The following is a 25,575-nucleotide window of genomic DNA, read 5'->3' as shown; positions in this document are numbered from 1 at the left end:
ATCAAAGTTCTTGGCATTTTATGTTTTTCACAATGATGCTTATCAGTTGTTGGGCTTCGAAGGTATTTGGTGTCAAGGCCTTACTAAGTTGTATTGCTGATTCATATCATTCCGGATTTATGGTGATATGGATATCTTAATCCATCTTAAAAAAGGAGAAATGAGAGGAGTATTGAAACTTGGTAAGGTATTCGGTATTAGTATCGTGGTACATTGGACATTTTTGTTCATTCTATTTTGGGTGGCCTTTTTGGAAATTCAGAGAGGAGGGAATATGGAATCCGTTTTGTTCAATATTGCCTATGTGTTGGTTATTTTTATCTGTGTGGTGCTACATGAACTGGGGCATGGGTTAATGGCCAAACGTTTTGGGATAAAGACCAAGAAGATAACCTTGTTGCCTATTGGCGGAGTTGCCAGTTTAGATGAGATTCCGGAAAATCCTAGACAAGAACTAATAGTGGCCATTGCGGGTCCAATGGTGAATTTGATCATAGCCGGGATTCTATATTTTTCAATTCCCGTTCACGGACTATTGAGATTGCATATCGTTGAATTGCTCCAAGAGCTCAGTAAACTAACCTTGGGTAATTTTTTATTCTACCTTTTTTTGGCAAATTCAGCACTGGTGGTCTTTAATCTTATCCCCGCATTTCCTATGGATGGCGGACGTGTACTAAGGGCTTTACTTGCGATGAGTACCGATCGGGTAAAGGCAACGCAGATTGCTGCGGGTATAGGGCAGTCCATCGCTATCGTTTTCTTATTATTGGGTATGCTCTTCAACCCATTCTTGGTTTTGATAGCCTTGTTCATTTTTATCGGGGCTTATGGGGAAAATAAGATGGTACAACAATCAGAACTTTTAAGAGGGCATATCGTAAAAGAAGCCATGTTGACTGATATTAACCTTTTACATCCCGAGGATACCATGGAAAAGGTGGTTGAGCTGATCCTTTCAGGTACGGAAAAGGATTTCGTTGTTGTCAACGCAGGTAAACCCGTAGGAATTTTGAAAAATGCCGATATCATTAAAAATTCAAAAAATAGGACTTTGGAAGTAAGGACAATCATGAAAACTTCCTTCAAGGAAATATATGGGCATACACCACTTAAAGAGGTATTGCGGTCTGTTGAGGTTCACAAGGAATACTTTTTTCCTGTGGTAAACCATAATGGCGTTTTGTTGGGCGCAATTGATATGGCCAATATAAATGAATTTGTTCTGTTGCAATCCAAATTGGAATATTGATTTAGGTTTCGATTCATTCAATCTGGATAAAAATAAAACGGGTGATGTAGATCATTTGAAATACTATGCTTTCAAAGTACATTGTCAGATGTAATTAATCATAAAATATAAATATCATGGCAGTATTGAAAGTTATCGAGATTTTAGGGAATTCTACAGTTAGTTTTGAAGATGCCGTACAGAACGTTGTCGAAGAAGCTTCAAAAACGGTAAAGGACATCAAATCTGTTTATATCCAAGATATGCAGGTTTCCGTAAAGGACAATCAAGTCACCGAATATAGGGTGAATACGAAAGTTAGTTTCGGTATTATGCAAGGTTGATGATCCGGTCTTATTTGTACAATTGTTTTTCAAAGGCATGTTTCAGTTCTGAATATGCCTTTTTTCTATCTTCTACTTATTTGTGATTTACATGAGCCTTTACTTGTTTTTTTGGTTTCTGGTTTGTTCTAGCCATTGTATGGCTTGCTTATCCGAAACCTGCGGAAACGTTTCATAAAATTGACCTACTGCCCTAAAATTCATTGGGGCCAATAGGCAAATGATTTTATCTACACCGGGCGTTGTCTCCAAAACTTTTAGTGTGGAATTCGGGGCAACGGGAATGGCCACAATTATTTTTTTCGGTTTTTGTTTTTTCACCAATGCAATGGTAACCAAAAGGGTATTACCCGTGGCGATACCATCATCAATGATAATGACGGTCTTGTCCTTTAGGTCGGTCGGCACCTTATTCCTGTAATACTGCTTGTATCTGTCATTAAGTATTTTCCGAATACGGGAGGTTTCATTATCGATGTATTCTTGGGAAATTCCGTTGGTTTCGGTGAGCACTATGTTTTCAAGGCTTACGGCACCAATGGCGTATTCTTTCTGGTTGGGGTGTCCTATTTTTTTGGTCAAAACAATATCCAACGGGGCATTCAATGCCTTTGCCACTATGGCTCCAATGGGCAGTCCGCCACGGGGAATGGCCAAAATGACCAAGTTCTCTTTTTTAAATTGCATTAATCTGCTCGCTAATTGAATGGCGGCATCGATTCTATTTTTAAACACTATGTTTCATTTTTTGGGGTACTAGGTATTTGGCAAACCAATTTGTGGTTAAGAGGGCAACTTCCTGTAATTTGCCTGTTTCTTCAAATAAATGTGTGGCCTGCGGAATTATTTCCAATTTTCGTTCACAGGTCAATTTTTCAAATGCTTTTTCATTTTTTCCAATAACCGCTTCATCCCGACCACCAACGATCAAAAGAGTCGGGGCCATAACCTTGCTTAGGTCTTGTATGGCCATATCCGGCCTTCCTCCTCTTGATACAACAGCGGCTATTTTTGGACCTAAAAATGCAGCGGCCCTTAAGGCAGAGGCAGCTCCCGTACTTGCTCCAAAATACCCTGTCGGCAAGTTGCGGGTTTCTTTTTGTTGCCCTACCCATAGGGTTACTTGAACAAGGCGTGTGGTCAGTAATTCAATATTGAACCGATTTTCATAATCCCGGTCTTCTTCCTCGGTCAAAAGGTCGAAAAGAAGAGTGGCCAAACCTTTTTGCTGAAGTAATACCGATACGAAGTTGTTTCGGGGACTGAGTCGGCTGCTTCCACTGCCATGTGAGAAAATAACCAACCCGATCGCATTTTCCGGTATGGTAAGGTTTCCTTTTAAATTGGTGTCTTTTAACTCGATGGTCACCGATTTGTTTGTTTTGATCTTGTTTAACATTGTGTATTGTTTTATTACAATGGCTATATGGATTCGGGTAAAATGATCAAGACAATCACATGGGTAAATCCATGATAACCAGGATTCTTTTTTAGAATTAGTCCATGATGTTTTTTTTGTGATAACTAAGAAGGGGAAAATGGCCTTCCGACCTCATTCTTTTTACCAAATCCCTGTGGGTGAGATTTTTGATAAGACTAAGTCCTTCGCGCTCTAACATCGCTACCAAATCGGGTTCTACTTCATGAACGTACTGTTGTAGTGTTGAGAATACGTCTTCCCCATAGCGCAGGTCAAAATGTATGTTTTCGTGTTTTACCTTATGCCGTAGCATGTTTTTGAACCATTCCAATTGGTTCTCACTGGTTTGAACGTCTCTTGAAGAAACATGAACCAGGTGCAAATCGATATTCAGTGGTTTGGAAAGGTGAATCAGTTTCTCGATGGTGAAAATATCGGCTCCCTCGAAATCTGTCGCGTAGACCATTTTGTTTAAACCATGAAAATCTACATCACTGGGTATGGCCAGGACAGGACAAGGGGCACTGTCGATCAAGGCCGTTGTGGTGCTTCCTAAGAACGTTTCCTTGATTTTATTGCCGCCTTTTGCCCCAACAATAATAAGGTCTGCCTTATATTCTATGGCATTTTTAACGATGATTTCATCCGCAGGTTTTCCTTCGTCTATGCTATAGGTTATATTCAAAGATTCAGATTGTCCCCTTAAATATTCGGAACAAAAGGCAAGTAGCCTTTCGCGTTGGTCTGCAAAAGCCCTTACTTCCCTTCGGGAATAGGTATGCGAAACCGTACTGGCCAATGTTATCGGCAATTCAAAAACATGCAATACCACAAGTTTGGCCTTAAGTTCTTGGCTAAGCGCACTTGCAAAATGTAATGCAGCAACTGAATTTTCAGAATAATCCGTGGCATATAAAAAAGTTTTCATCGGTAATTTATTACGACTCTAAAATAGTATGATCTAAAGGCCAGCGAAATGATATGCATCAGTCAGCCTTAAAACCTCAGGATGATCTAGGTCATTTAGCAAATAAGAAGGTCGCGATATATTTGTTCACGGCATGAAAATCATCTCTTTGTGAATATTTAGTTGCTAAAAGAAATAACATGCTCCGATTTTGAATAATTAAATCTTGAACGATGAACAATCCACAGAACATACTTACTCGAATTGCTGAATTGACTACAAAAATAGAAACAGAATATCCGGAACTATATCATTTTTTGGATGAGAACCCGGTCACCTTGCCGTCAGAAATACATCCGGAAGTACATATGAAAGAACTTCAGGATTATTTGGACAGTTTACAACAGCTTTTGGACAAGCATATGAAAACACATACCAAGACTAACTTAATCACGTAATATAATGGGAGAGATAGCCACATCGGAAAGACAGATTACCTTATTCATACATCCACATTCCAGCAGGGCAAAACAGACCATGGCTTTTGCCAAGGCAGAAGGGTTGCCCATTTTAGCCGTTGATATATTGAAAACACGTTTAACGGGTATGCAAATTGTGGAATTGGCCGATAGGTTGGGTATTATGGTAGAAGAATTGGTGAACCAAGAGCACCCGTCATATAAGGTGAAATTTGAACAACACGATTTTTCCTCCGAAGATTGGATAAAGATGATTGTTAAAAATCCTGAAATAATGAAGCAGCCTATTGCCCTACGAGGTAATATAACAATACTCGTAGAAACTCCATCGGACATTATTAGGATTTAAGCCCAAGTATTTGCCAAATGTCATGAGTAATGAAGTTAAACTTGAAAGGGTATTTACTGATTTAGGTCATTGGGTAAATGAATAATATAACATAGCTTGTTCTGTCAAATTTAATTTAAAACCAGTGATTATGACCATTTTAGAAGCCTATGAATCTGGGGAACATGAAAGTAATATATCGCACTTTGCCGCCATGGTGAAATTAGCAAGTATTGACGGGCCAATTAATGAGGAAGAACATATGGTCTTGAAACGTTTGGCCTTTAAACTCGATGTGTCCGATGAGGAGGTAATGGTTGTTTTGAAATCGCCAATGAACTATCCTTTAATGCCCCCGTATGCTTTGGAAGATCGTATTGAAAGGTTGCAGGATCTGTTCCAGATCATTTATGCAGACCATATAATAGATGGGGAAGAGCGCGCGTTGATCTATAAATATGCCATAGGTCTCGGTTTTTCTTCCCAAGATGCACATGCTGAAATTGAAAAATGTATGTCGTGCTTCACTAGTGAGAACGTTGATTGATCTTGTCTTCAACAATTACAGCGTTTTATTCATTAGATTTTAAAATGCTTATTTTGATGCTACTTATTGGAAGTGTTTTGTACTTTCTTTTTTGATCCTTTTATGTCTTTAACTTCGTTATTGATTATAGAATCGGTATTTTTCGTAAGGTGCTTCTACCTGTGTGATATGCCATTGCCTATTTATATATGGGGTCTTTGGGTAGATAGGTCATGGAATTATTTTGTACGTACGAAGGAAGTCATGCCTTTTGTGTTACTAAAATTTTCGTAGGTCACATTGTGTATTTGAATGCTTTTTGCTTCCAAATACAGGAATAACATAAAAATAGGATTGTTTTTTTTATGATTATGTCATTTATGGTCTTATTTCTAAATTATTTACGAAATCGCTTTCGAAAATTTTAGTAAGTTGGGGTTAACCTCAAAACCCCAATAAAACGGAGCTTTTCCAAAGTACTTCGCAATTAGTCAAAACTATCGGAAAAGTGTGGTGGAGATTTCAATTTCGAATAGGTTTCGTTTCGAATGTACTTTGTAATACATTTGATAAAAGGAGGTCGTCATTTGCCGTCTTTCTGAAATAAAAACCTCATTAACATAAACTTACTATGTATTATTTAGGATTGGATATCGGTAGTTCTTCGATAAAGGCAGCTTTGGTCAATATGGACACTGGAAAGAGTGTCGGCGTTGTACAGGAGCCCGAAACGGAAATGGGTATGTTGGCCGTAAAAAACGGTTGGGCGGAACAAGAGCCCAATGATTGGTGGAAACACATCTGTGCTGCAATTACAAAACTGAAGGATATTCATAAAATAGCACAATCGGAAATCAAGGGTATCGGGATTTCTTATCAAATGCACGGACTTGTACTGGTAGATGAAAAGGGCAATCCCCTTAGACCTTCGATTATTTGGTGCGATAGTCGTGCCGTGGGGATCGGAAATGATGCTTTTGAGTCCATTGGGGAGGATAAATGTAATGCCCATCTCTTGAACTCGCCTTCTAATTTTACCGCTTCAAAATTAAAATGGGTCAAGGATAACGAACCGGAAATTTATGAAAAGGTTCATAAGTTCATGCTTCCCGGTGATTATGCCGCCTTTAAGCTTTCCAATAAAATGACCACAACCATATCGGGACTTTCAGAAGGTATTTTCTGGGATTTCAAAAACGATGAAATCGCCGATTTTCTGCTAGGGGAGTACGGTATCGAAAAATCAATGGTTCCCGAAATCGTTGAGACCTTTGGTCTTCAGGGCAGTGTAAGTGAACAGGGAGGTAAGGAAAGTGGCTTGGATGTTGGTACGCCCATTTATTATAGGGCCGGTGACCAACCCAATAATGCACTTTCCTTAAATGTGTTCAACCCAGGGGAAGTAGCGGGGACCGGAGGTACTTCTGGGGTGTTTTATGCGGTAACCGACAGTCTATCGGTAAAGGAAAGTTCACGTGTGAATAATTTCGCCCACGTAAATTATGTAAAAGGAGAGGCCCCTAGGATTGGGAAGTTGTTGTGCATTAACGGTGCAGGTATACAGTATCGTTGGTTGTTGAATAATCTTGCCGTTGGGTCTTATGCTGAAATGAACGACTTGGCATCTGAAATTCCTGTAGGTTCGGACGGCGTTTGTCTAATTCCGTTTGGAAATGGTGCAGAGCGAATGTTGAACAACAAAGAAGTTGGGTCAAGAATCCTGAATATAAATCTTAATAACCACGGTATTGCCCATATGTGCAGGGCCGCTTTGGAAGGAATCGCTTTTTCATTCGTTTATGGCATGGAGATCCTCATATCCGACGGAATAAAAATCGATGTGCTAAGGGTGGGGAACGACAATTTGTTCCGTTCAGAGATTTTTTCGAATACCATAGCTACATTGATAGAGCATGATATTGAAATATACAATACCACTGGGGCGATCGGTGCCGCTAGGGCAGCCGGACTGCATGATGGTGATTTCGAAAAATTCGGGTCTTACATCATGGAGAACGATTATGTAAAGACCTTTAAGCCGGTTAAGGATAAAGCCCCTTATTTAAAGGCATATCAAGAATGGAAAAAAGAATTGGAACTAATAATTAATAAATAAATTAAATAGTATCATGGCGTTGATAGGTAATAAAGAATACTTTAAAGGAATCGGGGAAATCAAATTCGAAGGAAAAGAATCTGATAACCCACTAGCTTTCAAATATTACAATCCTGACCAAGTAGTGGCTGGGAAAACCATGCGCGAGCATTTTAAATTTGCCATTGCATATTGGCATACCTTCTGTGGACAAGGTTCGGATCCCTTTGGTCCAGGAACCCAGAATTTCGCATGGGACCAGTCGAATGACCCCATTCAGGCCGCTAAGGACAAAGCAGATGCGGCTTTTGAATTCATAACCAAAATGGGGTTTGATTACTTCTGTTTCCATGATTTTGATTTGGTTCAAGAAGCACCTACTTTTTCCGAATCGGAAAAAAGATTGGTAACCATAACTGAATATCTTAAAGAAAAGAAAGCGGAGTCAGGCGTTAAACTTCTTTGGGGAACGGCGAATTGCTTTTCAAATCCAAGATATATGAACGGTGCATCCACAAATCCTGATTTTGATGTAGTCGCAAGAGCTGGCGGACAAATAAAATTGGCCATGGACGCCACTATTGCCCTAGATGGTGAAAATTACGTATTTTGGGGTGGTCGTGAAGGTTATATGTCTTTGTTGAATACCGATATGGGCCGTGAGTTGGATCATTTGGGACAATTCTTGACCATGGCGAGGGACTATGCACGTAGCCAAGGATTCAAAGGAACGTTCTTTATTGAGCCAAAACCTATGGAGCCAATGAAACACCAATATGATTTTGATTCGGCTACAGCTATCGGTTTTTTAAAGGAATATGGATTGGATAAGGATTTTAAAATCAATATAGAGGTGAACCATGCAACCCTTGCGCAACACACTTTTCAACATGAAATGGCAGTGGCCGCAAAAGCAGGTATGTTAGGTAGTTTGGATGCCAACCGAGGTGATTATCAAAACGGATGGGATACCGATCAATTCCCTAACAACGTTCTTGAAACGACTGAGGCTATGTTGGTGTTCCTTGCTGCAGGTGGTTTACAAGGTGGTGGAGTTAATTTTGATGCCAAAATCAGAAGGAATTCTACTGATTTGGATGATGTTTTCCATGCGCATATCGGTGGGGCAGATACCTTTGCCAGGGCACTTATGGCCGCTGACAGGATCATGACTTCCTCTGATTACACCAAACTTCGTCAAGAAAGATATAGCTCTTTTGATGCAGGTAAAGGGAAAGAATTTGAGAATGGTAAATTGAGCCTTACCGATCTTTATGATTTGGCCCAGAAGAATGGAGAGCTTAAATTGCAAAGTGGTAAGCAAGAATTATTAGAGAATATTGTAAATCAGTATATCTAGTTTTCTTGATTCTGGCTACTACCAATGGATTTTTAACTAAATTTTTGTGAATTGAAAAAGATAACCTTAAAAGATATAGCTGCCGAGTTCGGTGTTTCCGTTTCGACAGTTTCGAAGGCGATCCATGATAGTCACGAAATTAGTACGGAAGTAAAAAGTAAGATTCAAAAATTCGCGAAAGCGCATCATTATAGGCCTAATAAAGTAGCCTTGAATCTTCTGAACCGAAGTACAAAATCCATTGGTGTAGTTATACCCGATATACTGAATTATTTCTTCGTTCAAGTCCTATACGGCATTGAAAAGGTGGCCAATGAGCGTGGTTACAGCATAATAAGTTGTGTTACCGACCATTCCCTTAAAAAGGAGGCTATGACCTTGGAAATGCTAAGTAGTGGTTCTGTTGATGGACTTATTATTTCTTCGGTTGCCTCAGAACGGCAAACAAAAAAGCATTTGGAGAACATTAATAATGTTGTCGACTATCAAATTCCTCTGGTCATGTTCGATCGCGTCATGGATGCTATTGAATGCGATAAGGTCATCGTAGATGATTTTGAGGCGGGGTATAAGGCTACCAAATATTTGTTGGATACCGGTTGTAAGACCATTGCAATAATAAATCCTATGAGCAAGACCAAAATTGGTAGGTTGCGAATAGGGGGCTATAAACGGGCCTTAAAAGAAAGGGATATTGATTTTGACGAAAAATTGATTACCCCCATAGAGCCCCAGGATGATCTCGACTTTATCTTATCGTTCATTTTAAATGATAAGAATATCGATGGAATTTTGGCCTTGGATGAAATTACTGCAGTGAAAACCATGGGAATCATAAAAGCAAGAGGGTACCATGTACCTAATGATATTGCCATTATCGGGTTTACGAATGGTCAATTGTCAAAATATGTCACACCGGCTTTGACCATGGTAAGTCAGCATGGTTCCTATATTGGGGAAACCTGTGCCAATCGACTGATCGATCGCATAGAAAGTATCAGTTCCCCTGGTATTTTCGAGGCCAAAGTGGTGAAGACCAGTTTAATAGTTCGTGATTCTACCCGTAAGATAACTTTGGGTTAGATTGTCTGTTATTGGGTCAACCCCATAAAATGGCCATATTTTAAAGTTTCAATTGGTCTATTGAATATTTGAATAAGGATTTTGCTCCTTTAAAACCGAACAAAAAAAATCTGGAATGTTCTACGAAGTGTAGGGTATTCCAGATTCTTTTTTTTAAACGGCAGTAAATATTAATTACTTTGGTTTAATTCCATAATGGGGATTTGTACCCACCTTCTTTGGCCATTTTCTTTAAATCTGCCATGGCTTTTTCTTTATCACTGGCATATGTAATTCCAAACCATTCACCACCTGAAGGAATGACTTTTACACCTATTTTATTGTTTTCCAACATTTCTTGGATAACAAAAGGTAAATAGATTTCACCACTGGCGATATTGGAATCATCTTTAAGGAATGCTTTAAAATCCTCTTCGATACTTGTAAAGATAGAAGGGTTGCATACCCAGAAATTCATGCTGGCTAGTTCATCTCCGGTAAATTCAAGTCCGGAGTCCGCATCTTTGATCGTGTCCGATATTCTTTCTATTTTGGTGCGTTCATTTACGGATAATAAGTTGTTGGCATCATCCATTTTACAAACCCCTCTAGAGACCGATCCATGCTCCGATAAGGTGTCTTTTAAGGTGTAACCGGCCAAAGCATAATCAGTGGTGTTTGCCTTGATGAAATCAGCAGCTTTTTTATAGGCCGATTTACCGTAATAGTCATCGGCATTGATAACCACGAAAGAGTCGTCGATAACTTCTCGGGCAGACCAAACGGCATGGGCCGTGCCCCAAGGCTTTTCCCTTTCGCCATTGAAAGTGCTTCCTTTAGGTAGGTCGTTCAATTCTTGGGCAACAACGTCCAATTTAATGTTATTTGGTAGTCTTGTCGAAAGATGGTCGGTCAAGAACCCGACATTGGTTTTTTGGGTAATGACCACAATGTGGTCAAAACCGTTTTCGATAGCATCGTACATACTGAATTCCATTAGGAATTCCCCATTAGGGCCCAATGCATCGAATTGTTTTAGTTTTCCATATCTGCTTCCTCGGCCAGCGGCCATCAATAGTAGTGTCATGATTAAATTTTTAATTGGGATAAAAATAAGTCTTTTGGGTGCGAAATTTGGTCAATTTTCGATATAACCTTGATTTTTAGGGTTTAGTTAATGGCGTAAGGTCCGGTTTGCTTTCCTGTTAAATGTATACTTGAAAATAGGTTGGTCCAGTATTATTCGGTGTTGGATGTTTATGGGATATCGGCCTAAAAAACATTAAAAAACGACCGTAAGCGCAAGAGCCCATTCTGATAATTGTCATGTGTTTTTGACCCTATACATCGTATATTTGCGGTACACAAATTTTTTACATGAGCCATTTGATCCAGAAATATAATATTCCAGGACCGCGATATACCAGCTACCCAACAGTGCCTTATTGGGATCAGGAAACCTTTTCCAACGCGGAATGGATGAATACCCTCAAGAAAAGTTTTGACGAGAGTAACGAAGAGGAGGGGATAAGCCTCTATATTCATTTGCCGTATTGTGAAAGCCTTTGTACGTTTTGTGGATGCCACAAGCGCATAACGAAAAGACACGATGTAGAATCACCCTATATTAGTGCTGTGTTGAAAGAGTGGGCACTGTATTGCGATTTCTTAGGTTCAAGACCCAAGATTAAAGAAATGCATTTGGGTGGCGGTACCCCTACATTTTTCTCCCCTCAAAATCTTAAAAGATTGATCAACGGAATATTCGAATTGGCCGATAAGGCCGATGCGTACGAATATAGTTTTGAAGGTCACCCGAATAATACGACAAAAGAACATTTGCAGGCATTGTTTGATGTAGGTTTCCGTAGGGTTAGTTACGGGGTGCAGGATTATAATGAAAGGGTTCAAAAGGCAATTCATAGGATTCAACCTTTTGAGAATGTAAAAAAAGCGACCGAAGCTGCCCGGGAAATCGGGTATACATCCGTAAGCCATGATCTTATTTTTGGTCTACCACACCAAACGTTGGAGCATGTTGAGGAAACCATTTTAAAGACCAAATCCTTGCGACCCGACCGATTGGCGTTTTATAGTTATGCCCATGTGCCTTGGATAAAAGGGAACGGTCAACGTGGTTTTAAGGACGAGGACTTGCCAAGTCCCAATGCAAAGCGTCAGCAATATGAGGAAGGTAAGAAATTGTTGACCAAAGTCGGCTATAAGGAAATCGGAATGGATCACTTTGCTCTGGAAAGTGATAGTCTTTACCAATCTATGGTATATGGTAAGCTTCACAGGAATTTTATGGGTTATACGGCTTCCAAAACACAGGTTATGGTCGGTTTGGGCGCATCCAGTATTAGTGATAGTTGGTATAGTTTCGCGCAAAATGTCAAGAGTTTGGAAGAATATGAGCGATTGGTCGTGGATAATGTTATTCCGATATATAGGGGCCATATCCTAACGGAAGAAGATAGGGTCATAAGAAAGCATATATTGAATTTAATGTGTCGTTTTAAAACCGTATGGGGGACTGAAGAAAGTTATTTTCCCGAGATTTCATTGGCCAAGGACAAGCTTGCCGAAATGGAACAGGACGGTTTGGTGGTATTTGGAATAGATGAATTAAGGGTCACAGAAAAAGGCCAGCCCTTTATTCGTAATATTTGTATGGCTTTTGACGTTCTATTACATAGAAAAGAACCTGGAACAAGGTTGTTTTCTATGACAATTTAAAATTTGAACTAAGTTATTAAACCTACATTATGAAAAAAATAGTAGTACCCGTTGATTTTTCCGAACAATCAGAGTATGCTTTAAGAGTGGCAGCATCATTGGCTGAAGAACATGGAGCTGAGATTTTGGCTCTGCATATGTTAGAATTGAACCAAGCTATTGTCACCTCATCAGAAGCTTTTCATCCCGAACAGACCGTTTTTCTGATAAAATTGGCAGAAAAAAGGTTTACTGAATTTCTGGATAAACCGTATCTCGATGGAATAAAGATAACACCAATCGTAAAGCATTTCAAAGTGTTTAGCGAGGTAAACGATGTGGCTACTTCCAATGAAGCCGATTTGATCGTAATGGGTTCCCATGGGACTGATGGTTTAAAAGAGATTTTTGTCGGTTCCAATGCCGAGCGTGTGGTTCGTAATTCTGACATACCTGTATTGGTGATCAAAAAAGAGCAAATTAATTTCAAGGCACGTAAGTTCTTATTTGCAAGTGGCTTTAAAGAAGAAAGTATTGAAGCCTTTCATAAAGCCAAAAATTTTGCAGGTTTGCTTTCAGCAGAATTGAAATTAGTTTATATCAATACGCCAGGTGATGATTTCTTGAGTACCAGCGATGCGAATGAAAGAATTTCGAAGTTTTTAAGTAAAGCCGGTGTAGATATCAAAGTTGATATTTACAATGATTATAGTGTCGAAAACGGAATCTTGAATTATGGGGATGAAATAGCCGCGGATATCATTGGTATTCCTACACATGGTAGGCAAGGCCTGTCCCATTTCTTTATGGGTAGTATCGGTGAGGATATTGCCAATCATTCCAATGTGCCCGTTGTTACCTTTAAAATATAGAGAATTCTTCAATTTATTGAAATAAATACGGGGAAATCAAGTTATTGGTTTCCCCCCTTTTTTTTATTCCTTTTTTTCAGCCTTTGAATAGTTATGAATCGGTGTTTCAGGTTTCGGGACAAAGCTTGTTATATTTCTATTTGAGTAATTAAACACATTAAAGATATAAATATCTTTAATTATGACATTTATCATATGTTTTGATTGATGTCTTCAATTATCTTTGGCCACATGAAAGCCCATATAATTGTTTTCGTTGCTTTGATAATGTTGGCCAAACCTATATGGCCAATAGCCGAGTACGTAATCGATTATGATTATATCGCCAACGTTCTTTGTGAAAATAAAGAGAAGCCTCAATTGCATTGCGATGGTAAATGTTATTTGGCCAAGCAATTGGCAAAGGAGATGGATCGTAATGAGGATAATCCGTTCGGGGAAAAACAGTCAAAGGCCGAAGTTCAGCCTATTCTGTTTTTTCAATCTTTCTTGCAGATTAACCTAAAAATGAATACGTTCATAGTTCGGCAAGAAAATTATAGTGCGGCGCAGACTTTTATTTCAAACCTTTTTACCATTGATATAGCACAACCACCGGAATTCTGCTGATTTTGTCTTACATATCTACTTATTGAAACTTCTTTTCAATAGAGTATCGGTATCCTTCAATCAATCAGTTAGTTTAAAACAAATCAAATGCGAATTGTAATTGGTGGTGGGTCGCATTGTCAAATGCCGACCTTTCAGAAACGGTTTCCATATTCCATTGGCATATTATTCTATGCGCTATTTATGGCCATTGGGTATTCCCAGGATGTGAAAGTGGAAACTATAAGTGACAGTATTTTGCTTATTAATTTGGGAGAGGTCATTGTGATTTCTTCCTTTAACAAGGCCCTTGAGCACAATGCCCAGAACAAACCTTTGTCTACCTTGGATGAGTATCTGGAATCTTCAAGTGTGGTGAATATGATTAAAAGAGGGGCTTATGCTTGGGAGCCTGTGCTGAATGACATGTCTTCAGAACGCCTGTCGGTCACTATTGATGGTATGAGGGTTTTTGGTGCATGTACCGATAAAATGGATCCAGTTACGTCCTATGTTGATGTTTCCAACTTATCAGAAGCCCATGTAACAAGTGGGCAACAAGGTGCGGAGCAGGGTTCAACCATCGGTGGGGCTATCGATTTAAAATTGGAAAAAAGCAATTTTAAACCAAAGGGCTGGTATGGTTCTGTTGAAGCAGGAGGTGAAAGTAGCAACGCAGCAAGAATTTTCGGTGGAGAACTCAATTATTCAAATTCCGAATTCTATTTGGATACCGATATTATTTATAGAAAGGCAGATAATTATACTGCTGGGGGAGGGGGAGAAATTGAATATTCCCAATTTGAGAAGTATAATGTTTCTGCTAATGTTGGCTTTAGGGTAAGTGACGATAGAAAATTGACCGCTACCTTTATTTTTGACGAAGCCCGCGATGTTGGTTATCCTGCCTTACCTATGGATGTATCTTTGGCCCAAGCTTATATTGGCTCGGTCGGTTGGTTTCAGGATACGCTTTTTGGCTCATTTACTGATTGGGAAACCAAATTATATGCCAACAAGGTTACGCATGTGATGGACGATTCCAAAAGACCCGATGTGCCCATACGGATGGATATGCCCGGATGGAGCGATACCTATGGGTATTTTTCCCGAGTGAACCTAAGGCAGGGGGCACATAGGTTGTTGCTTAAATTGGACGGTTATTACAACCGTTCATTGGCCGAGATGACCATGTATCCGAATGATCCTGATGAAAGCCCTATGTTCATGCTTACTTGGCCTGATATACGAACATTGAATTCCGCCATTTATGCCGAAGATGTTATCGATTTTAAAGGAAGTTCCTTAAAACTCTCTACACGTTTGGCCGTTCAAAACAGCAATGTGGCCGATGAATTCGGGTTGAGCAGTTTAAGGATATTTTATCCCGATATGTCACGGCATAAGACACGATTCCTTAAAAGTGTTGCCTTGCAATATAATACTGATATGGGTGCGTATCAATTTAACGGCGGAATATCTTATGGGGATAGGGCTCCTTCGGTTTCTGAGGCCTTTGGGTTTTATCTGTTCAATAGCTTTGATAACCATGACTATATAGGTAATCCCAATCTAGAGAATGAGAAGGCCTTAGAGGCGAATGCCAAGATTTCGTTTAAGGATGAAAAGTTAACGATCGACTTGGAAGGAAACTATTTCTATATGATTGATTATATCATTGGGGAGGTAGATCCAACGCTTAGTGCAATGACCATTGGTGCCGACGGGGTAAAAATCTATAAGAACTTGGATCATGCCCATTTATATAATATTTCTTGTAATGCGGAATACGATATTCTTCCTGAGCTAAAATGGACAGGAGTTTTGACTTACCATAGAGGTGTGGATGGTGATGGGCGTAATTTACCTTTTATCAGCCCGTTGGCATATGGTTCCAGTATTCGATATGTAGATGGTAAATTTTCCGGTTCCATATCAATGAGGGGGGCAGGAAAGCAAGTGGATTATAATCCGGATTTCGGAGAAGATCAAACCGATGCTTATACGGTTTTCTCCCTTTCATTGGGAAGAACATTTTCAATCAACTCAAATGAGCTTTACCTTAAACTGGGTGTTGAGAATGTTTTTGATGAATACTACTCAACCTATACCGATTGGAAGAATATCCCCCGAATGGGCCGTAATTTTTTCATGACCGTTTCTTATTCTATCAATTAATTATATGCTTACTAACACTATTATTTCAACAACAATTAAAAACAATACAATGAAAACTTTCAAATTACTATTAGCGATAATAATTATAACCTCAAGTTTTTTTTCATGCAGCGACGATAATGATGATGTTATCATGGATGAAAATCCATTGGCAGAATTTACTATGCTGACTACCTTAACGGCCAATTCCCATGCCATTGAAATATATGCTGAACAGGATCAGTTTACGGTCGGTTATAATGAGTTGTCCTTAAGAATCAAGGATAATGACACCAATAGTTATATTTCAGGTGCGGAAGTTTCTTGGATGCCATTGATGCATATGGCCGAAATGCAACATTCTTGCCCAAGGTCAAGTGTACTCCAAGGAGGGGATGATGCGGTTTATACCGGTTTTGTCATATTCCAAATGGCAGGGAACGAAACGGAGTATTGGGAGATGACCATTAATTATACCATTGGCGGTGTTGAATACTCTGCAAGTAAGGAATTGGAGGTAAACATGCCTTCCGACAATAAAAGAAGGGTGAATGTCTTTACAGGTAGTGATGATTCCCGTTATATTTTGGCCATGATGCCTATGGAGCCTGAAGTTGCAGTAAATGATTTTTCTGCCATGCTTTATAAAATGGATAGTATGAAGGCTTTTTCCCCTGTTAGGGATTACGGAATATTGATCGATCCCAGAATGCCCAGTATGGGAAACCATACTTCCCCGAACAACGTAGATTTAACTTATGACGAAGTTTCTACCATGTACACAGGCAAGTTGTCATTGACCATGACAGGGTATTGGGTGGTGAATCTGCAAGTATTGAATGCCACAAGTGAGGTATTAAAAGGGGAAGAAGTTACCGATGAAAATGAGGCTAGTAGCCTGTTTTTTGAAATGGAGTTTTAGAAGAAGCATTGAAAAATATGCAATAAAAAAGGGAAGTCCGTAGTGGCTTCCCTTTTTTTAAAACACAATTATGAACAGCAATAAGAATTAAGGAGGTATTGGGGTAATAAAACTGGTTGGTTAATTGGTACTTAAGTTTATTGGTTTATTAAAAAAAGGTTTTTTTTACATAATCGTGTTATAATATTTGTGATAAAGCCGTTGGTTTTATTTTTGTTTATTAGTTATTCTCGTTGGAAGGTATTACCGAAAAATTTTCTATTTTTTTTCCCTTTTTGATCGATTTTAATTTTCTATAAAGAACGGGTGCGAATGATACGGCGACCATCATGGAACCCAATAGAACCAAGTTCAAAGCTGGAAGGAAAAAATCACTGAAAGAGAAAACCCCGATAATGAGCAACGTTGAAAAAGGTAAAGAACAAGCCAGTATATTCACGCCAAAGTTAATATCGAAAGTCGGTTCTTTCTGTTCGTCTTTATCCTCCATTGCACTTACCGTACTCATATGGGCATAAGGCCAAAAACTGCATGAGCTCTGTGGAAACACCACCAAGAGTAAAATCATGGCAGGGGCAAGGCTCGGCACTAATAGAACAAAGATTCCTGATAATAAAAATGCGATTCCGGCGCGCCTGACCAATAAAGATAAGATCATACCGAATTCCCCTGGGTTGATGCGCACGGCCATACCAATGAACAATAATACCAAAGGCGTCATCAAAACTTTCATACTCAGTACGGTATTTTGAAGAAAACCGGGTAATGAGGTCAGGTTTAACCCAAAGCTTAACATTATCAATCCTAAGATGATCACTATGTTGATCGGTTCGTTTATCAAGGACATCACTAAACTTTTAAGTTTACCACCCGTAGAGGAATCAGCTTCTTTTATGGATCGTTTGTGGTACCAATGCATTGCCAGCAGATACAGGAGAATAAGGCCAAATACCTTATTGCCTACATCTGCAAGGGCAGCCAAAGCAAGGGAGTCTTCCCCAATATAAACAACAAGAAATGGGAAACATGATAATCCGGGTGCTAAGGAGGGCAATAGCATCATTAAAGTTCTTTTTTTGGCATTTTCCTCTGTAGGCAATGTGCTCGCAAGAACATATTTTGAAGCCAGTAACATTAAAAGGTTAAAACAGAGCGCCAGTAAAGGAAATACCAGTAGTGTTCCCTTTAATTCAATTTTAAGTAAAGCGGCGAAAATTGTTGCAGGTAAGGCAACGCTAAGAACTAGGACTTTAACTCCCTTTAAATCCTGTTTTGCGACTTTTTTCTGCAAAAATATTCCCAAACCTATTATAATAAGGAGTTCCAGGGTTTTTTGTAAGGCAAAATTCATATCTAATTAAGTTGTGTTTTAAATTTTTTCATCAATTGCCGGTAATAAAGGCCCGAAGCTAGATTTAATGTTCATCTAGCTTCAAGCACTTATGGCTACGAGCATTTTAAACTTAATCTAGACTAGAACTTTGTCCAACGCAGCTGTAAATAGTTTCATTTCGTCCATGGTACCCATACTTACACGACACCAGGTTTTGTCCATGAATTCGAAAGCCCTGACGCCTACTTTTTCAGCGGTCATTTTTTCTAAAAAGGCCTTGCCTTCCATTTCAATAGGGAAAATCATGAAGCTTGTATAGGATTCAACTGGTTTATGTCCCATTTCCTTCAGTGCTTCAAAGACATATTTTCTAGAAGCGGTATTCAGGTCTCTCGATTTTTTTTGGAATTCAATGTCGTCCATACTGGCCAACGCGGCAAAGATCGAAGTGAACGATATTCCCATACCACCTCTTGTTATTTTTTCGATTCTTGCCAAGGTTTCAGGTGTTGCCAAACCGTATCCTACCCTAAGGCCGGCCATACCGTGTATTTTTGAGAAGGTTCTAGCTACGATAACATTCTTGCCTTCTTTTACCAGTGGCGCCATGCTATGTACTTTATGTCCGTCTTCCAAAAAGCCTAAATAAGCTTCGTCTACGAAAACCGGGACTTTTTCAGAAACCCGAGAACAGAAATCCATTAACTTTTTAGAATCCGTGATGGTTCCTGTTGGATTGTTGGGGTTACATATATATACCAGTTTGGTGTCTGCGTCAATGGCCTTTTCCATGGCGTCCAAATCGTGGGACCAATCATCTTTTAAGGGAATGGCTTTCCATGTACCGCCTGTTGCCTGTGCAACTTTGATCAACGACATATATGAGGGATCGGCAGAAACCACATTGCCTCCATCCTTGAAAAATACCATGGCTGTTTTTTCCAAGATATCCGATGAACCGGGACCCATGATAATGTTCTTGGATTCCAGGCCTTCATACTTGGCTATTTTATCCATAAGGTCGAAGAGTTCTTGCCAAGCATAACGATTACCTTTATAGGCCACTTTCTGTAATGCCTCAACGGCCATTGGTGATGGTCCGTAGGGATTTTCATTGGCATTCAGTTTTGCGGCAAGATCTACGGAATTGGTTACGTTATAGGGTAGGTACTCTTTGAAAAAAGGAGTGTAAGGAATATTGCCTTCTGCATCTATCGTTATGGGGCGGGAGGAAAATGCACCATGTGATAAGTAAGGTGCGGCCATTACACCGGCTGCGGTTAGCATGCCTTTTTTTAACCATTCTCTTCGGTTCACTGTTGTAGTTTTCATAATATGTGTGTTTTAATTTATTATTCTGTTAATTCGATTCCACGGGGTCTGCATTGCTGCCAATGTCGCCCGCTGCTAAAATCGTACCTGTGCTGTCATATATATTGATATGGGCATCCAACGTCATTAGGGAATCATAAAAAGAATCATCGGTGACCACATAGAATTTACTTTCACCAAGTTCACCCGTACTTCCATCTACATCATAAGTAGAGAATGATACTGAAGATTCATCACCGATTGCACCATTGAGTATACTGACGGGAAGCATTTCCGAATCAGGTGTATTGTATAGGGAAACCTGGATAAAGGTTTGTGAAAGGGTTGGTTCGTTCCAGAAAACCACTCGCCCGTAAACATCGGAATCGACATCGACCGAGCTAATGGTGTAGGCCATGTAGCTCGTTAAAGTTCCGCCACCTTCAGCAGCTTCCAATTCGGGCTCCAAACGGTCTTGTTCGCAAGAAAAAAGACCAACACCAAGGAGTATTATAAATATATTTCTTAAGGATATTTTCATAGTTGTGATATTTAAATTCATTTATTGACAAATCTTATAGGCTAAAAGTTAACCTTCCAAAGTAGTAGGCTCCGTTAGATCCTTGCTGATAGTTGGAGTATAGATAAAACCCTCTATTTTCATTCCTTTGAATTTCTGGATATTGGTTGAAGATGTTATTTCCACCAACGGTTAAACTAAGTTTGTCCGAAAACGCATAGGTGACACCAAGGTCAACTGTGAACTCAGGTGTATAAAATTGATCGGCATAACCATAGCTGCCATCTGACAAAGTACCTTCGTAGGAATCCAGGGCGGTAACACCTCCCCAACGAACACCTGTAAGCATGGTAGACCATTTTCCTATTTTGTAAGTCAAGGTTCCCAAGTATTTGGAACTTGGCGTTCCTTTTTCGAATTGGCCAATGGAACCTCTGGTAATATACTTGTCAATAAGTTCTTCTTCTGTCAATACGGTATTCAATTCAGGAACAACGGCTTGGTCAAACTTATTCTCCCTTAATGTTGCTGATAAAGTAAAATCCAATTTACCGGTCCCTATTTTGGTATCGTAGTTTGCCACTATTTCAACACCTTTGGTGCTAATGTCTCCTCCATTGATTCTGAAACTGGCTTGCCCAGCGCCGATAATCGGTTCTAAAACAGGGGCATCGCTTGAAGTGAATTGGGAGGTTGTGAAAATCCTATCCTTTATCTTGATTGAATAAGCATCGACTGTCAAGTTGAAGTTATTGGTAATCTTTGCCGTAAAACCAACACTGAGGTTTCCTGAGGTTTCTTGATCCAATATGTCCAATCCTATCGCTTTGGCGGCAGCACTACCATTACGATAAAGAACGGCATCGTAGGGGATCTCATCAATAAAATAGGTATAACCTTGAGAGTAGTTAAGCTCTTGTAAAGAAGGGGCCCTATAACCAGAGCTATAAGAACCTCTTATAGAAAAGTTATCTCCGATTGAATATCTTGTAGCTATTTTTCCTGTCATTACATTTCCAAAATCAGAGTAGTTTTCTATACGCAACGCGCCACCTACGAAGAAATCTTCGGTAACATCAAGTTCTACATCTAAATAACCAGCAATGACCGAACGCCATGTGTCACTTTCATTTATTGGTGAAAAACCATTGAAACACTGGCATCCCGGAGAATATCCTTTTACTTGGTATTGGCTTATACCGGCGTACTCCAACTCTATCGGGTCACCGTTTACATCAACAATCTGGTTTCCTCCAAGATCTTCCAAAGGAAAACCATCAGGACCGATTAATGCTTGGTTATCTTCAGTTGCAGTGGTAAAACCTGCATCTCCTGAGGTGTAACTTTCAACCTGTCCGGCTTCGATGGCATAGTTTTCAACCCTGAATTCTATTCCTCCGGCAACGTTTAGTCCTTCTAAAACATCATCATAAAACTTTGAAACATCAAAATTGCCCGTATTCTGTAAGAAGCTGTGTTTACCTACGTTCATATCAGTAGGTGAACTATCCCCGAGACTTGCATTCCAAGTGTTGAACATTCCTATGTTCATAGTGTTCTTTCCGAATGTGTTACTAAAATCAAAATCGTAATCACCTATTTTACCTGAAACCCCTGCGGTTAGGCCTAAGTTGGTCTGGTTGGTGTACATTTGAGGTCTGAAACCATTTGGGTACAAGTAATAACTTGTTCTATCTGATTGGTTTGCCCTTCTGTAGTAGCAACTGAAACCTTCGGTATATTTAAAACCTAAATCACCATAAGAATAGAAATTTACATCATCGTTTACCGGGATTTCAAGATTGAATCCTAGTCCGCCTTGGTTGATCAATGGGTTACCGGCATAGGTTGCAACATCATATTGCTCCAGTCCCCTGGCATCCATTAAACCAGACACGGTTCTGAGCTCATCGGCCAAAGCGGTGTTACCAGCGGCAAGTGCACTTACCAATTCTGGGTTAGTTATGATTACATTACCATCGGTAGAGGTGGTTTGGTTATTCAAATAATCATCGCTATATAGTGTAAACCTGTCTTCTGGGAGTACACTGGCCCTAATGGTTCTGTCCGCTTGTTTAAACATTCCGGTAATATTCAAGTACCCTCCATTGTCAAAGGAAAATCCGTAATTGCCATCGAATTGGTAATTAAGTCCGTCTGGATCACCCGTACCGGCTTCAATAAGGCCAATTTCTTCGTCTGAAAGATCGGAATAGCTAAAATCTGGAGATTGGTTGGTGTACCCGCCAGCGGTTAAGGTTCCGGTAAATTTGTCGGTTCCTTTCTTAAGGATAATGTTAATAACCCCTGCAATGGCATCGGAGCCATATTGAGCGGAGGCCCCATCCCTTAAGATCTCAACACGTTCAATAGAACCTGAAGGGATAAAACTCATATCTACAGAGTTGGCATCGGTACCTGTTTGTGTACCTGCCAAAAGTGCCGAAGTGTGTCTTCTTTTCCCATTGATCAGTACTAGCATTTGATTTGGTGCAAGTCCCCTTAAAGAAGGTGCTATAACCTGGGAGGCCAAATCCCCACCTTGTGATTGATAGGCCGTGAATGAAGGCGCTGTTTTCGTTAGCATTTGGGAAAGATCCACTTCGGGCATATTTACAGCGTTTTCACTAATGGAAATCACATCTATAGGCACCGCGGTCTTAAGTTTTGTTCTTGGCTGCCCTCTGGAACCGATAACTATGGCCTCGGTCAATTGTTCGGCAGATTCTTTAAGTGTTAAATTAATGGTAGATTGCCCATCTATGGCTACCTCTTCGGTAGCATAACCTATGTAAGAAAACACTAAAGTGCCTGTACTCGGGGCGTTCGGTATGGTATAGTTTCCGTCAAAATCGGAGATTACACCAATTGTTGATCCCTTGACTCTTATATTTACACCAGGAAGGGGGCCTGAACTATCGGATGTTGTTCCTGAAACGGAAATGTCTTGTGCATTTACCAGAAAAACTGAATTTATCAGTAGGAGTGTTAGTAAAAGAATTTTCTTCATAAGTCTTGAGTGTTAGTAGTTAAATGCTCATTATAACCACACGGTTAAAAGGCACTAGGTATGGGCTAATGCATCTATAACATATGGTAAAGAAAAGTTCCGGACACTTTTTCTGTTGCTTTCAATGGTCGATAATCAACCAATTGTAACAGAAGCAATATTAGTTAGAGTTTGTTTGAAATAAAAATAAGGAAATGGCGAAAAAGATATAAATAATGAGCCTATATGACTAAAAGGCTGAATAAAATGTAGTAAAATAAAAAAACACTAAGAATAATGCATAATGTAAATCGGTATATCTTAAAAACCTGCTTTATTGATATTTATCGTTTTTCGGGCATTTTTATCATAACTATAATCCTCCCTTTGTCAAAATGAATTATATGCATCATAAGGCGAATTATATTAATAAAAAAACACCAATAATTAAAAAAGACTAAATTATATTTACTAAAACAGAGTTAATGGTGTATAATGTGTAGATATTTAAAGGTCTTGATTAACATTGTTAGGGTCATTTCATCAGAAGAGATAAAGTATAGAATATGAAGAATAAATTAGATCAAATCGATTTTAAAATCATTTCCATTTTAAGTGACGAAGCGCAAATGCCCTATACCGAGGTAGCCAAAAAGCTTATCGTATCCCCTGGTACTATTCATGCCCGTGTAAGAAAAATGAAAGAGATGGGATTGATCACCGGGGCCAGCTTAAATTTGGATTATTCAAAAATTGGGTGGAAGTTAACGGTGTTTCTAGGAATCTATTTAAGTAAAAGTTCCCTTTATAAACAAGTAATGGATGATCTGGTAAAAATCAATGAAGTTGTGAAGATTCATCATACCACCGGTAAATTCGATATCTTTATTAAGATGCATACACGGGATAGTATGCATTATAGGGAGGTATATCAAAATCAAGTATTGGCCATAAATGGGATAAAAGGTGTGGAATCTTTTATTTCAGTGGAAGAAAAGCTCATTAGACACATTCAATTCGATTCCTAAAATTTTCTACTTCCATGATGATATCCTAGCTTATTTTCTTAATCATACACGGTTTTAAACACTTTTATTTTTAAGCCGTATTTCTTTCCCTCATTTTATTTCGTAATACCGTACGCAAGAAAGAGGCTCTATTTAGGAGATATCAGCGCTTATGAGCGTTCCAATTTGTGATGTTTGTAACTTTTTGAACAATTTGATACAAAAAAATGTGATATCCATGATATTTGACGTTAAATCAGGTTAAAAAATAGCAAGTTCACAATATAATAGCTTATATTTGTTATATTAATAAAAATACATGTCTTTAATTATAAAATTACGGTTATGAAAAAAATTGGTTTACTTCTTGTGGCGATATTATTTTTGGGCTCAGGTTGTATTTATGCAAATAACAAACCTATTTCCACTAAAAAATTAACTACGCAGATTTCTAAAATTTTAATGAACAATCCGATTCCGGATGATATCAAAGGTTCTGTAGCTGAATTGCGATTGGCTATCGATAGTTTTGGAGAGATTCAAATTCTCTCAGTTAATACAACGGATAAAAAACTTGAAAGTTACTTAAAGGAAAATATCGAAGACAATATGGTCAATTTAGGGACTTTTAAACCTGGAAAGGTGTATCGCATCCCTGTTTTAATCAGTGCGGATAAAGAATGATTTAATCTGGAGCACCTGATTAAGGAAAATATTGAAAATATGGAAAAGCCGATGTTTTACAGCATCGGCTTTTTTTGGTCTTTGATTTAACCGGTTATAAGAATTAACCTTTAGGCTGTTATTATGGCCGTGGTATTTTTCTTGACCTCTATTTTATAAATAATTCAATATAAGTTGTTTTGACTATCAGGGTGTTGAAAGAGAATATAATAATTGGATAAAAAATGGGCGTGTGTTAATGGCATATATTAGAATGGCAGAAAGGATTTCTCATTCTTTATATCCTTTACCATGTCTTCTATGGTTTTATGTTCAAGGTTATCAAGAAGGTTTTCTCTATAAGATGCTGCGAAATCATGTAAAGGGCATGGGTGATCACTATTGCAACGATTTATACTTAATAAGCAGGCGTTTAAGTTGCTGTCACCATCAATTATAGTAATAACATTGATCAAAGGGGTTGCCATATTTTTTTCATTAAGGTAAAAACCTCCATTAGGGCCTCGAGTTGAAGATACAACGCCATGTTTTGTAAGGTCTTGTAATAATTTGGAGATATAGGCTTGAGGAACGTTAATGGGTTCACTGAGGTTCTTAGCCATGATTTTATTCGATTCACTGGCGTTTACAGCCAAATAGAGTACCGCCTTCAGGGCGTACTTAGAAGAATTTGAAAACATATATTTACTGGAATTTGTTTTAACAAAGATTAAAAGATATTA

The 25,575-nt window shown here is 39.0% G+C and carries 24 protein-coding genes; 15 read left to right on the top strand and 9 right to left on the bottom strand.

Annotated features, from left to right (window positions below; translation table 11 throughout):
- Window positions 1-160: 160 nt before the first annotated feature.
- Window positions 161-1,252: a site-2 protease family protein gene (locus tag GJ691_RS05075; protein WP_154364428.1), complete on the top strand. Its 1,092-nt coding sequence runs from the start codon at window positions 161-163 to the stop codon at window positions 1,250-1,252.
- A 116-nt stretch (window positions 1,253-1,368) separates the two neighbouring features.
- Window positions 1,369-1,575 (top strand): dodecin family protein, encoded by a 207-nt coding sequence (locus tag GJ691_RS05070; protein ID WP_154364426.1) that lies wholly within the window; start codon window positions 1,369-1,371, stop codon window positions 1,573-1,575.
- 99 nt (window positions 1,576-1,674) lie between these two features.
- Here GJ691_RS05070 and GJ691_RS05065 read toward each other — a convergent pair whose 3' ends face one another.
- The 3 genes from GJ691_RS05065 to GJ691_RS05055 form a co-directional block, all read right to left on the bottom strand.
- Window positions 1,675-2,310: a phosphoribosyltransferase gene (locus GJ691_RS05065; RefSeq protein WP_179955030.1), complete on the bottom strand. Its 636-nt coding sequence runs from the start codon at window positions 2,308-2,310 to the stop codon at window positions 1,675-1,677.
- Window positions 2,303-2,974 (bottom strand): dienelactone hydrolase family protein, encoded by a 672-nt coding sequence (locus tag GJ691_RS05060; RefSeq protein WP_154364424.1) that lies wholly within the window; start codon window positions 2,972-2,974, stop codon window positions 2,303-2,305. The genes GJ691_RS05065 and GJ691_RS05060 overlap by 8 nt, the downstream gene beginning before the upstream one ends.
- A 97-nt stretch (window positions 2,975-3,071) precedes the next feature.
- Window positions 3,072-3,923: a universal stress protein gene (locus tag GJ691_RS05055; RefSeq protein WP_154364422.1), complete on the bottom strand. Its 852-nt coding sequence runs from the start codon at window positions 3,921-3,923 to the stop codon at window positions 3,072-3,074.
- Between the two features lie 212 nt (window positions 3,924-4,135).
- On the opposite strand from GJ691_RS05055, the gene GJ691_RS05050 reads away from it, so the two are divergent.
- From GJ691_RS05050 to GJ691_RS05025, 6 genes are all read left to right on the top strand, one after another.
- Window positions 4,136-4,360: a hypothetical protein gene (locus tag GJ691_RS05050; RefSeq protein WP_154364420.1), complete on the top strand. Its 225-nt coding sequence runs from the start codon at window positions 4,136-4,138 to the stop codon at window positions 4,358-4,360.
- 4 nt (window positions 4,361-4,364) lie between these two features.
- Window positions 4,365-4,730: an arsenate reductase family protein gene (locus GJ691_RS05045; protein ID WP_154364418.1), complete on the top strand. Its 366-nt coding sequence runs from the start codon at window positions 4,365-4,367 to the stop codon at window positions 4,728-4,730.
- 130 nt (window positions 4,731-4,860) lie between these two features.
- Complete coding sequence (locus GJ691_RS05040; protein ID WP_154364416.1) at window positions 4,861-5,256, top strand: tellurite resistance TerB family protein; 396 nt, start codon at window positions 4,861-4,863, stop codon at window positions 5,254-5,256.
- 610 nt (window positions 5,257-5,866) lie between these two features.
- Window positions 5,867-7,351: a xylulokinase gene (locus GJ691_RS05035; protein ID WP_154364414.1), complete on the top strand. Its 1,485-nt coding sequence runs from the start codon at window positions 5,867-5,869 to the stop codon at window positions 7,349-7,351.
- A gap of 13 nt (window positions 7,352-7,364) precedes the next feature.
- A complete protein-coding gene (gene xylA / locus GJ691_RS05030) occupies window positions 7,365-8,690 on the top strand; it encodes a xylose isomerase (protein WP_154364412.1) in 1,326 nt (441 codons plus the stop codon).
- 51 nt (window positions 8,691-8,741) lie between these two features.
- Window positions 8,742-9,773: a LacI family DNA-binding transcriptional regulator gene (locus GJ691_RS05025; protein WP_154364411.1), complete on the top strand. Its 1,032-nt coding sequence runs from the start codon at window positions 8,742-8,744 to the stop codon at window positions 9,771-9,773.
- 184 nt (window positions 9,774-9,957) lie between these two features.
- On the opposite strand, the gene GJ691_RS05020 is transcribed toward GJ691_RS05025, so the two are convergent.
- Window positions 9,958-10,839: a nucleotidyltransferase family protein gene (locus tag GJ691_RS05020; RefSeq protein ID WP_246200117.1), complete on the bottom strand. Its 882-nt coding sequence runs from the start codon at window positions 10,837-10,839 to the stop codon at window positions 9,958-9,960.
- A gap of 290 nt (window positions 10,840-11,129) precedes the next feature.
- Between GJ691_RS05020 and hemN the strand changes: the two genes are divergently transcribed.
- The 5 genes from hemN to GJ691_RS04995 all read left to right on the top strand — a co-directional run bounded on the left by hemN (window position 11,130) and on the right by GJ691_RS04995 (window position 17,009).
- Window positions 11,130-12,491: an oxygen-independent coproporphyrinogen III oxidase gene (gene hemN / locus GJ691_RS05015; protein WP_154364409.1), complete on the top strand. Its 1,362-nt coding sequence runs from the start codon at window positions 11,130-11,132 to the stop codon at window positions 12,489-12,491.
- Window positions 12,492-12,520: 29 nt separating this feature from the next.
- Window positions 12,521-13,342, top strand: a complete 822-nt coding sequence (locus tag GJ691_RS05010; RefSeq protein WP_154364407.1) for a universal stress protein — start codon at window positions 12,521-12,523, stop codon at window positions 13,340-13,342.
- A gap of 231 nt (window positions 13,343-13,573) precedes the next feature.
- The gene (locus tag GJ691_RS05005; RefSeq protein WP_154364405.1) at window positions 13,574-13,951 is read left to right on the top strand and encodes a hypothetical protein; all 378 of its coding nucleotides are present in this window, start codon (window positions 13,574-13,576) and stop codon (window positions 13,949-13,951) included.
- An 87-nt stretch (window positions 13,952-14,038) separates the two neighbouring features.
- Entirely contained in the window at window positions 14,039-16,108 is a 2,070-nt protein-coding gene (locus GJ691_RS05000; protein WP_154364403.1) for a TonB-dependent receptor, read from the top strand.
- 49 nt (window positions 16,109-16,157) lie between these two features.
- A complete protein-coding gene (locus GJ691_RS04995; protein ID WP_154364401.1) occupies window positions 16,158-17,009 on the top strand; it encodes a hypothetical protein in 852 nt (283 codons plus the stop codon).
- Between the two features lie 220 nt (window positions 17,010-17,229).
- Here the strand turns inward: GJ691_RS04995 and GJ691_RS04990 are convergent, their stop codons facing one another.
- The 4 genes from GJ691_RS04990 to GJ691_RS04975 form a co-directional block, all read right to left on the bottom strand.
- On the bottom strand, window positions 17,230-18,360 hold the full coding sequence (locus tag GJ691_RS04990) for an AEC family transporter (RefSeq protein ID WP_179955029.1): 1,131 nt from the start codon (window positions 18,358-18,360) through the stop codon (window positions 17,230-17,232).
- A 117-nt stretch (window positions 18,361-18,477) separates the two neighbouring features.
- The gene (locus GJ691_RS04985; RefSeq protein ID WP_154364400.1) at window positions 18,478-19,674 is read right to left on the bottom strand and encodes a pyridoxal phosphate-dependent aminotransferase; all 1,197 of its coding nucleotides are present in this window, start codon (window positions 19,672-19,674) and stop codon (window positions 18,478-18,480) included.
- Window positions 19,675-19,702: 28 nt separating this feature from the next.
- A complete protein-coding gene (locus tag GJ691_RS04980) occupies window positions 19,703-20,194 on the bottom strand; it encodes a hypothetical protein (RefSeq protein WP_154364397.1) in 492 nt (163 codons plus the stop codon).
- A gap of 34 nt (window positions 20,195-20,228) precedes the next feature.
- Complete coding sequence (locus tag GJ691_RS04975; RefSeq protein ID WP_154364395.1) at window positions 20,229-23,183, bottom strand: TonB-dependent receptor; 2,955 nt, start codon at window positions 23,181-23,183, stop codon at window positions 20,229-20,231.
- A 545-nt stretch (window positions 23,184-23,728) separates the two neighbouring features.
- Between GJ691_RS04975 and GJ691_RS04970 the strand changes: the two genes are divergently transcribed.
- Window positions 23,729-24,190 carry an Lrp/AsnC family transcriptional regulator gene (locus tag GJ691_RS04970; RefSeq protein WP_154364394.1) on the top strand — a complete coding sequence of 154 codons (462 nt, stop codon included), beginning with the start codon at window positions 23,729-23,731 and terminating at the stop codon, window positions 24,188-24,190.
- Window positions 24,191-24,514: 324 nt separating this feature from the next.
- Window positions 24,515-24,853: a hypothetical protein gene (locus GJ691_RS04965; RefSeq protein ID WP_154364392.1), complete on the top strand. Its 339-nt coding sequence runs from the start codon at window positions 24,515-24,517 to the stop codon at window positions 24,851-24,853.
- Between the two features lie 248 nt (window positions 24,854-25,101).
- Here GJ691_RS04965 and GJ691_RS04960 read toward each other — a convergent pair whose 3' ends face one another.
- The gene (locus GJ691_RS04960) at window positions 25,102-25,533 is read right to left on the bottom strand and encodes an RrF2 family transcriptional regulator (protein ID WP_154364390.1); all 432 of its coding nucleotides are present in this window, start codon (window positions 25,531-25,533) and stop codon (window positions 25,102-25,104) included.
- Window positions 25,534-25,575: the final 42 nt, after the last annotated feature.

This window comes from Maribacter luteus (genome assembly GCF_009674825.1).
GTDB classification, from domain to species: domain Bacteria; phylum Bacteroidota; class Bacteroidia; order Flavobacteriales; family Flavobacteriaceae; genus Maribacter_A; species Maribacter_A luteus.
The sequence above is the reverse complement of the archived record's forward strand: the minus strand, read 5'-3'. Positions and strand labels throughout refer to the sequence as shown.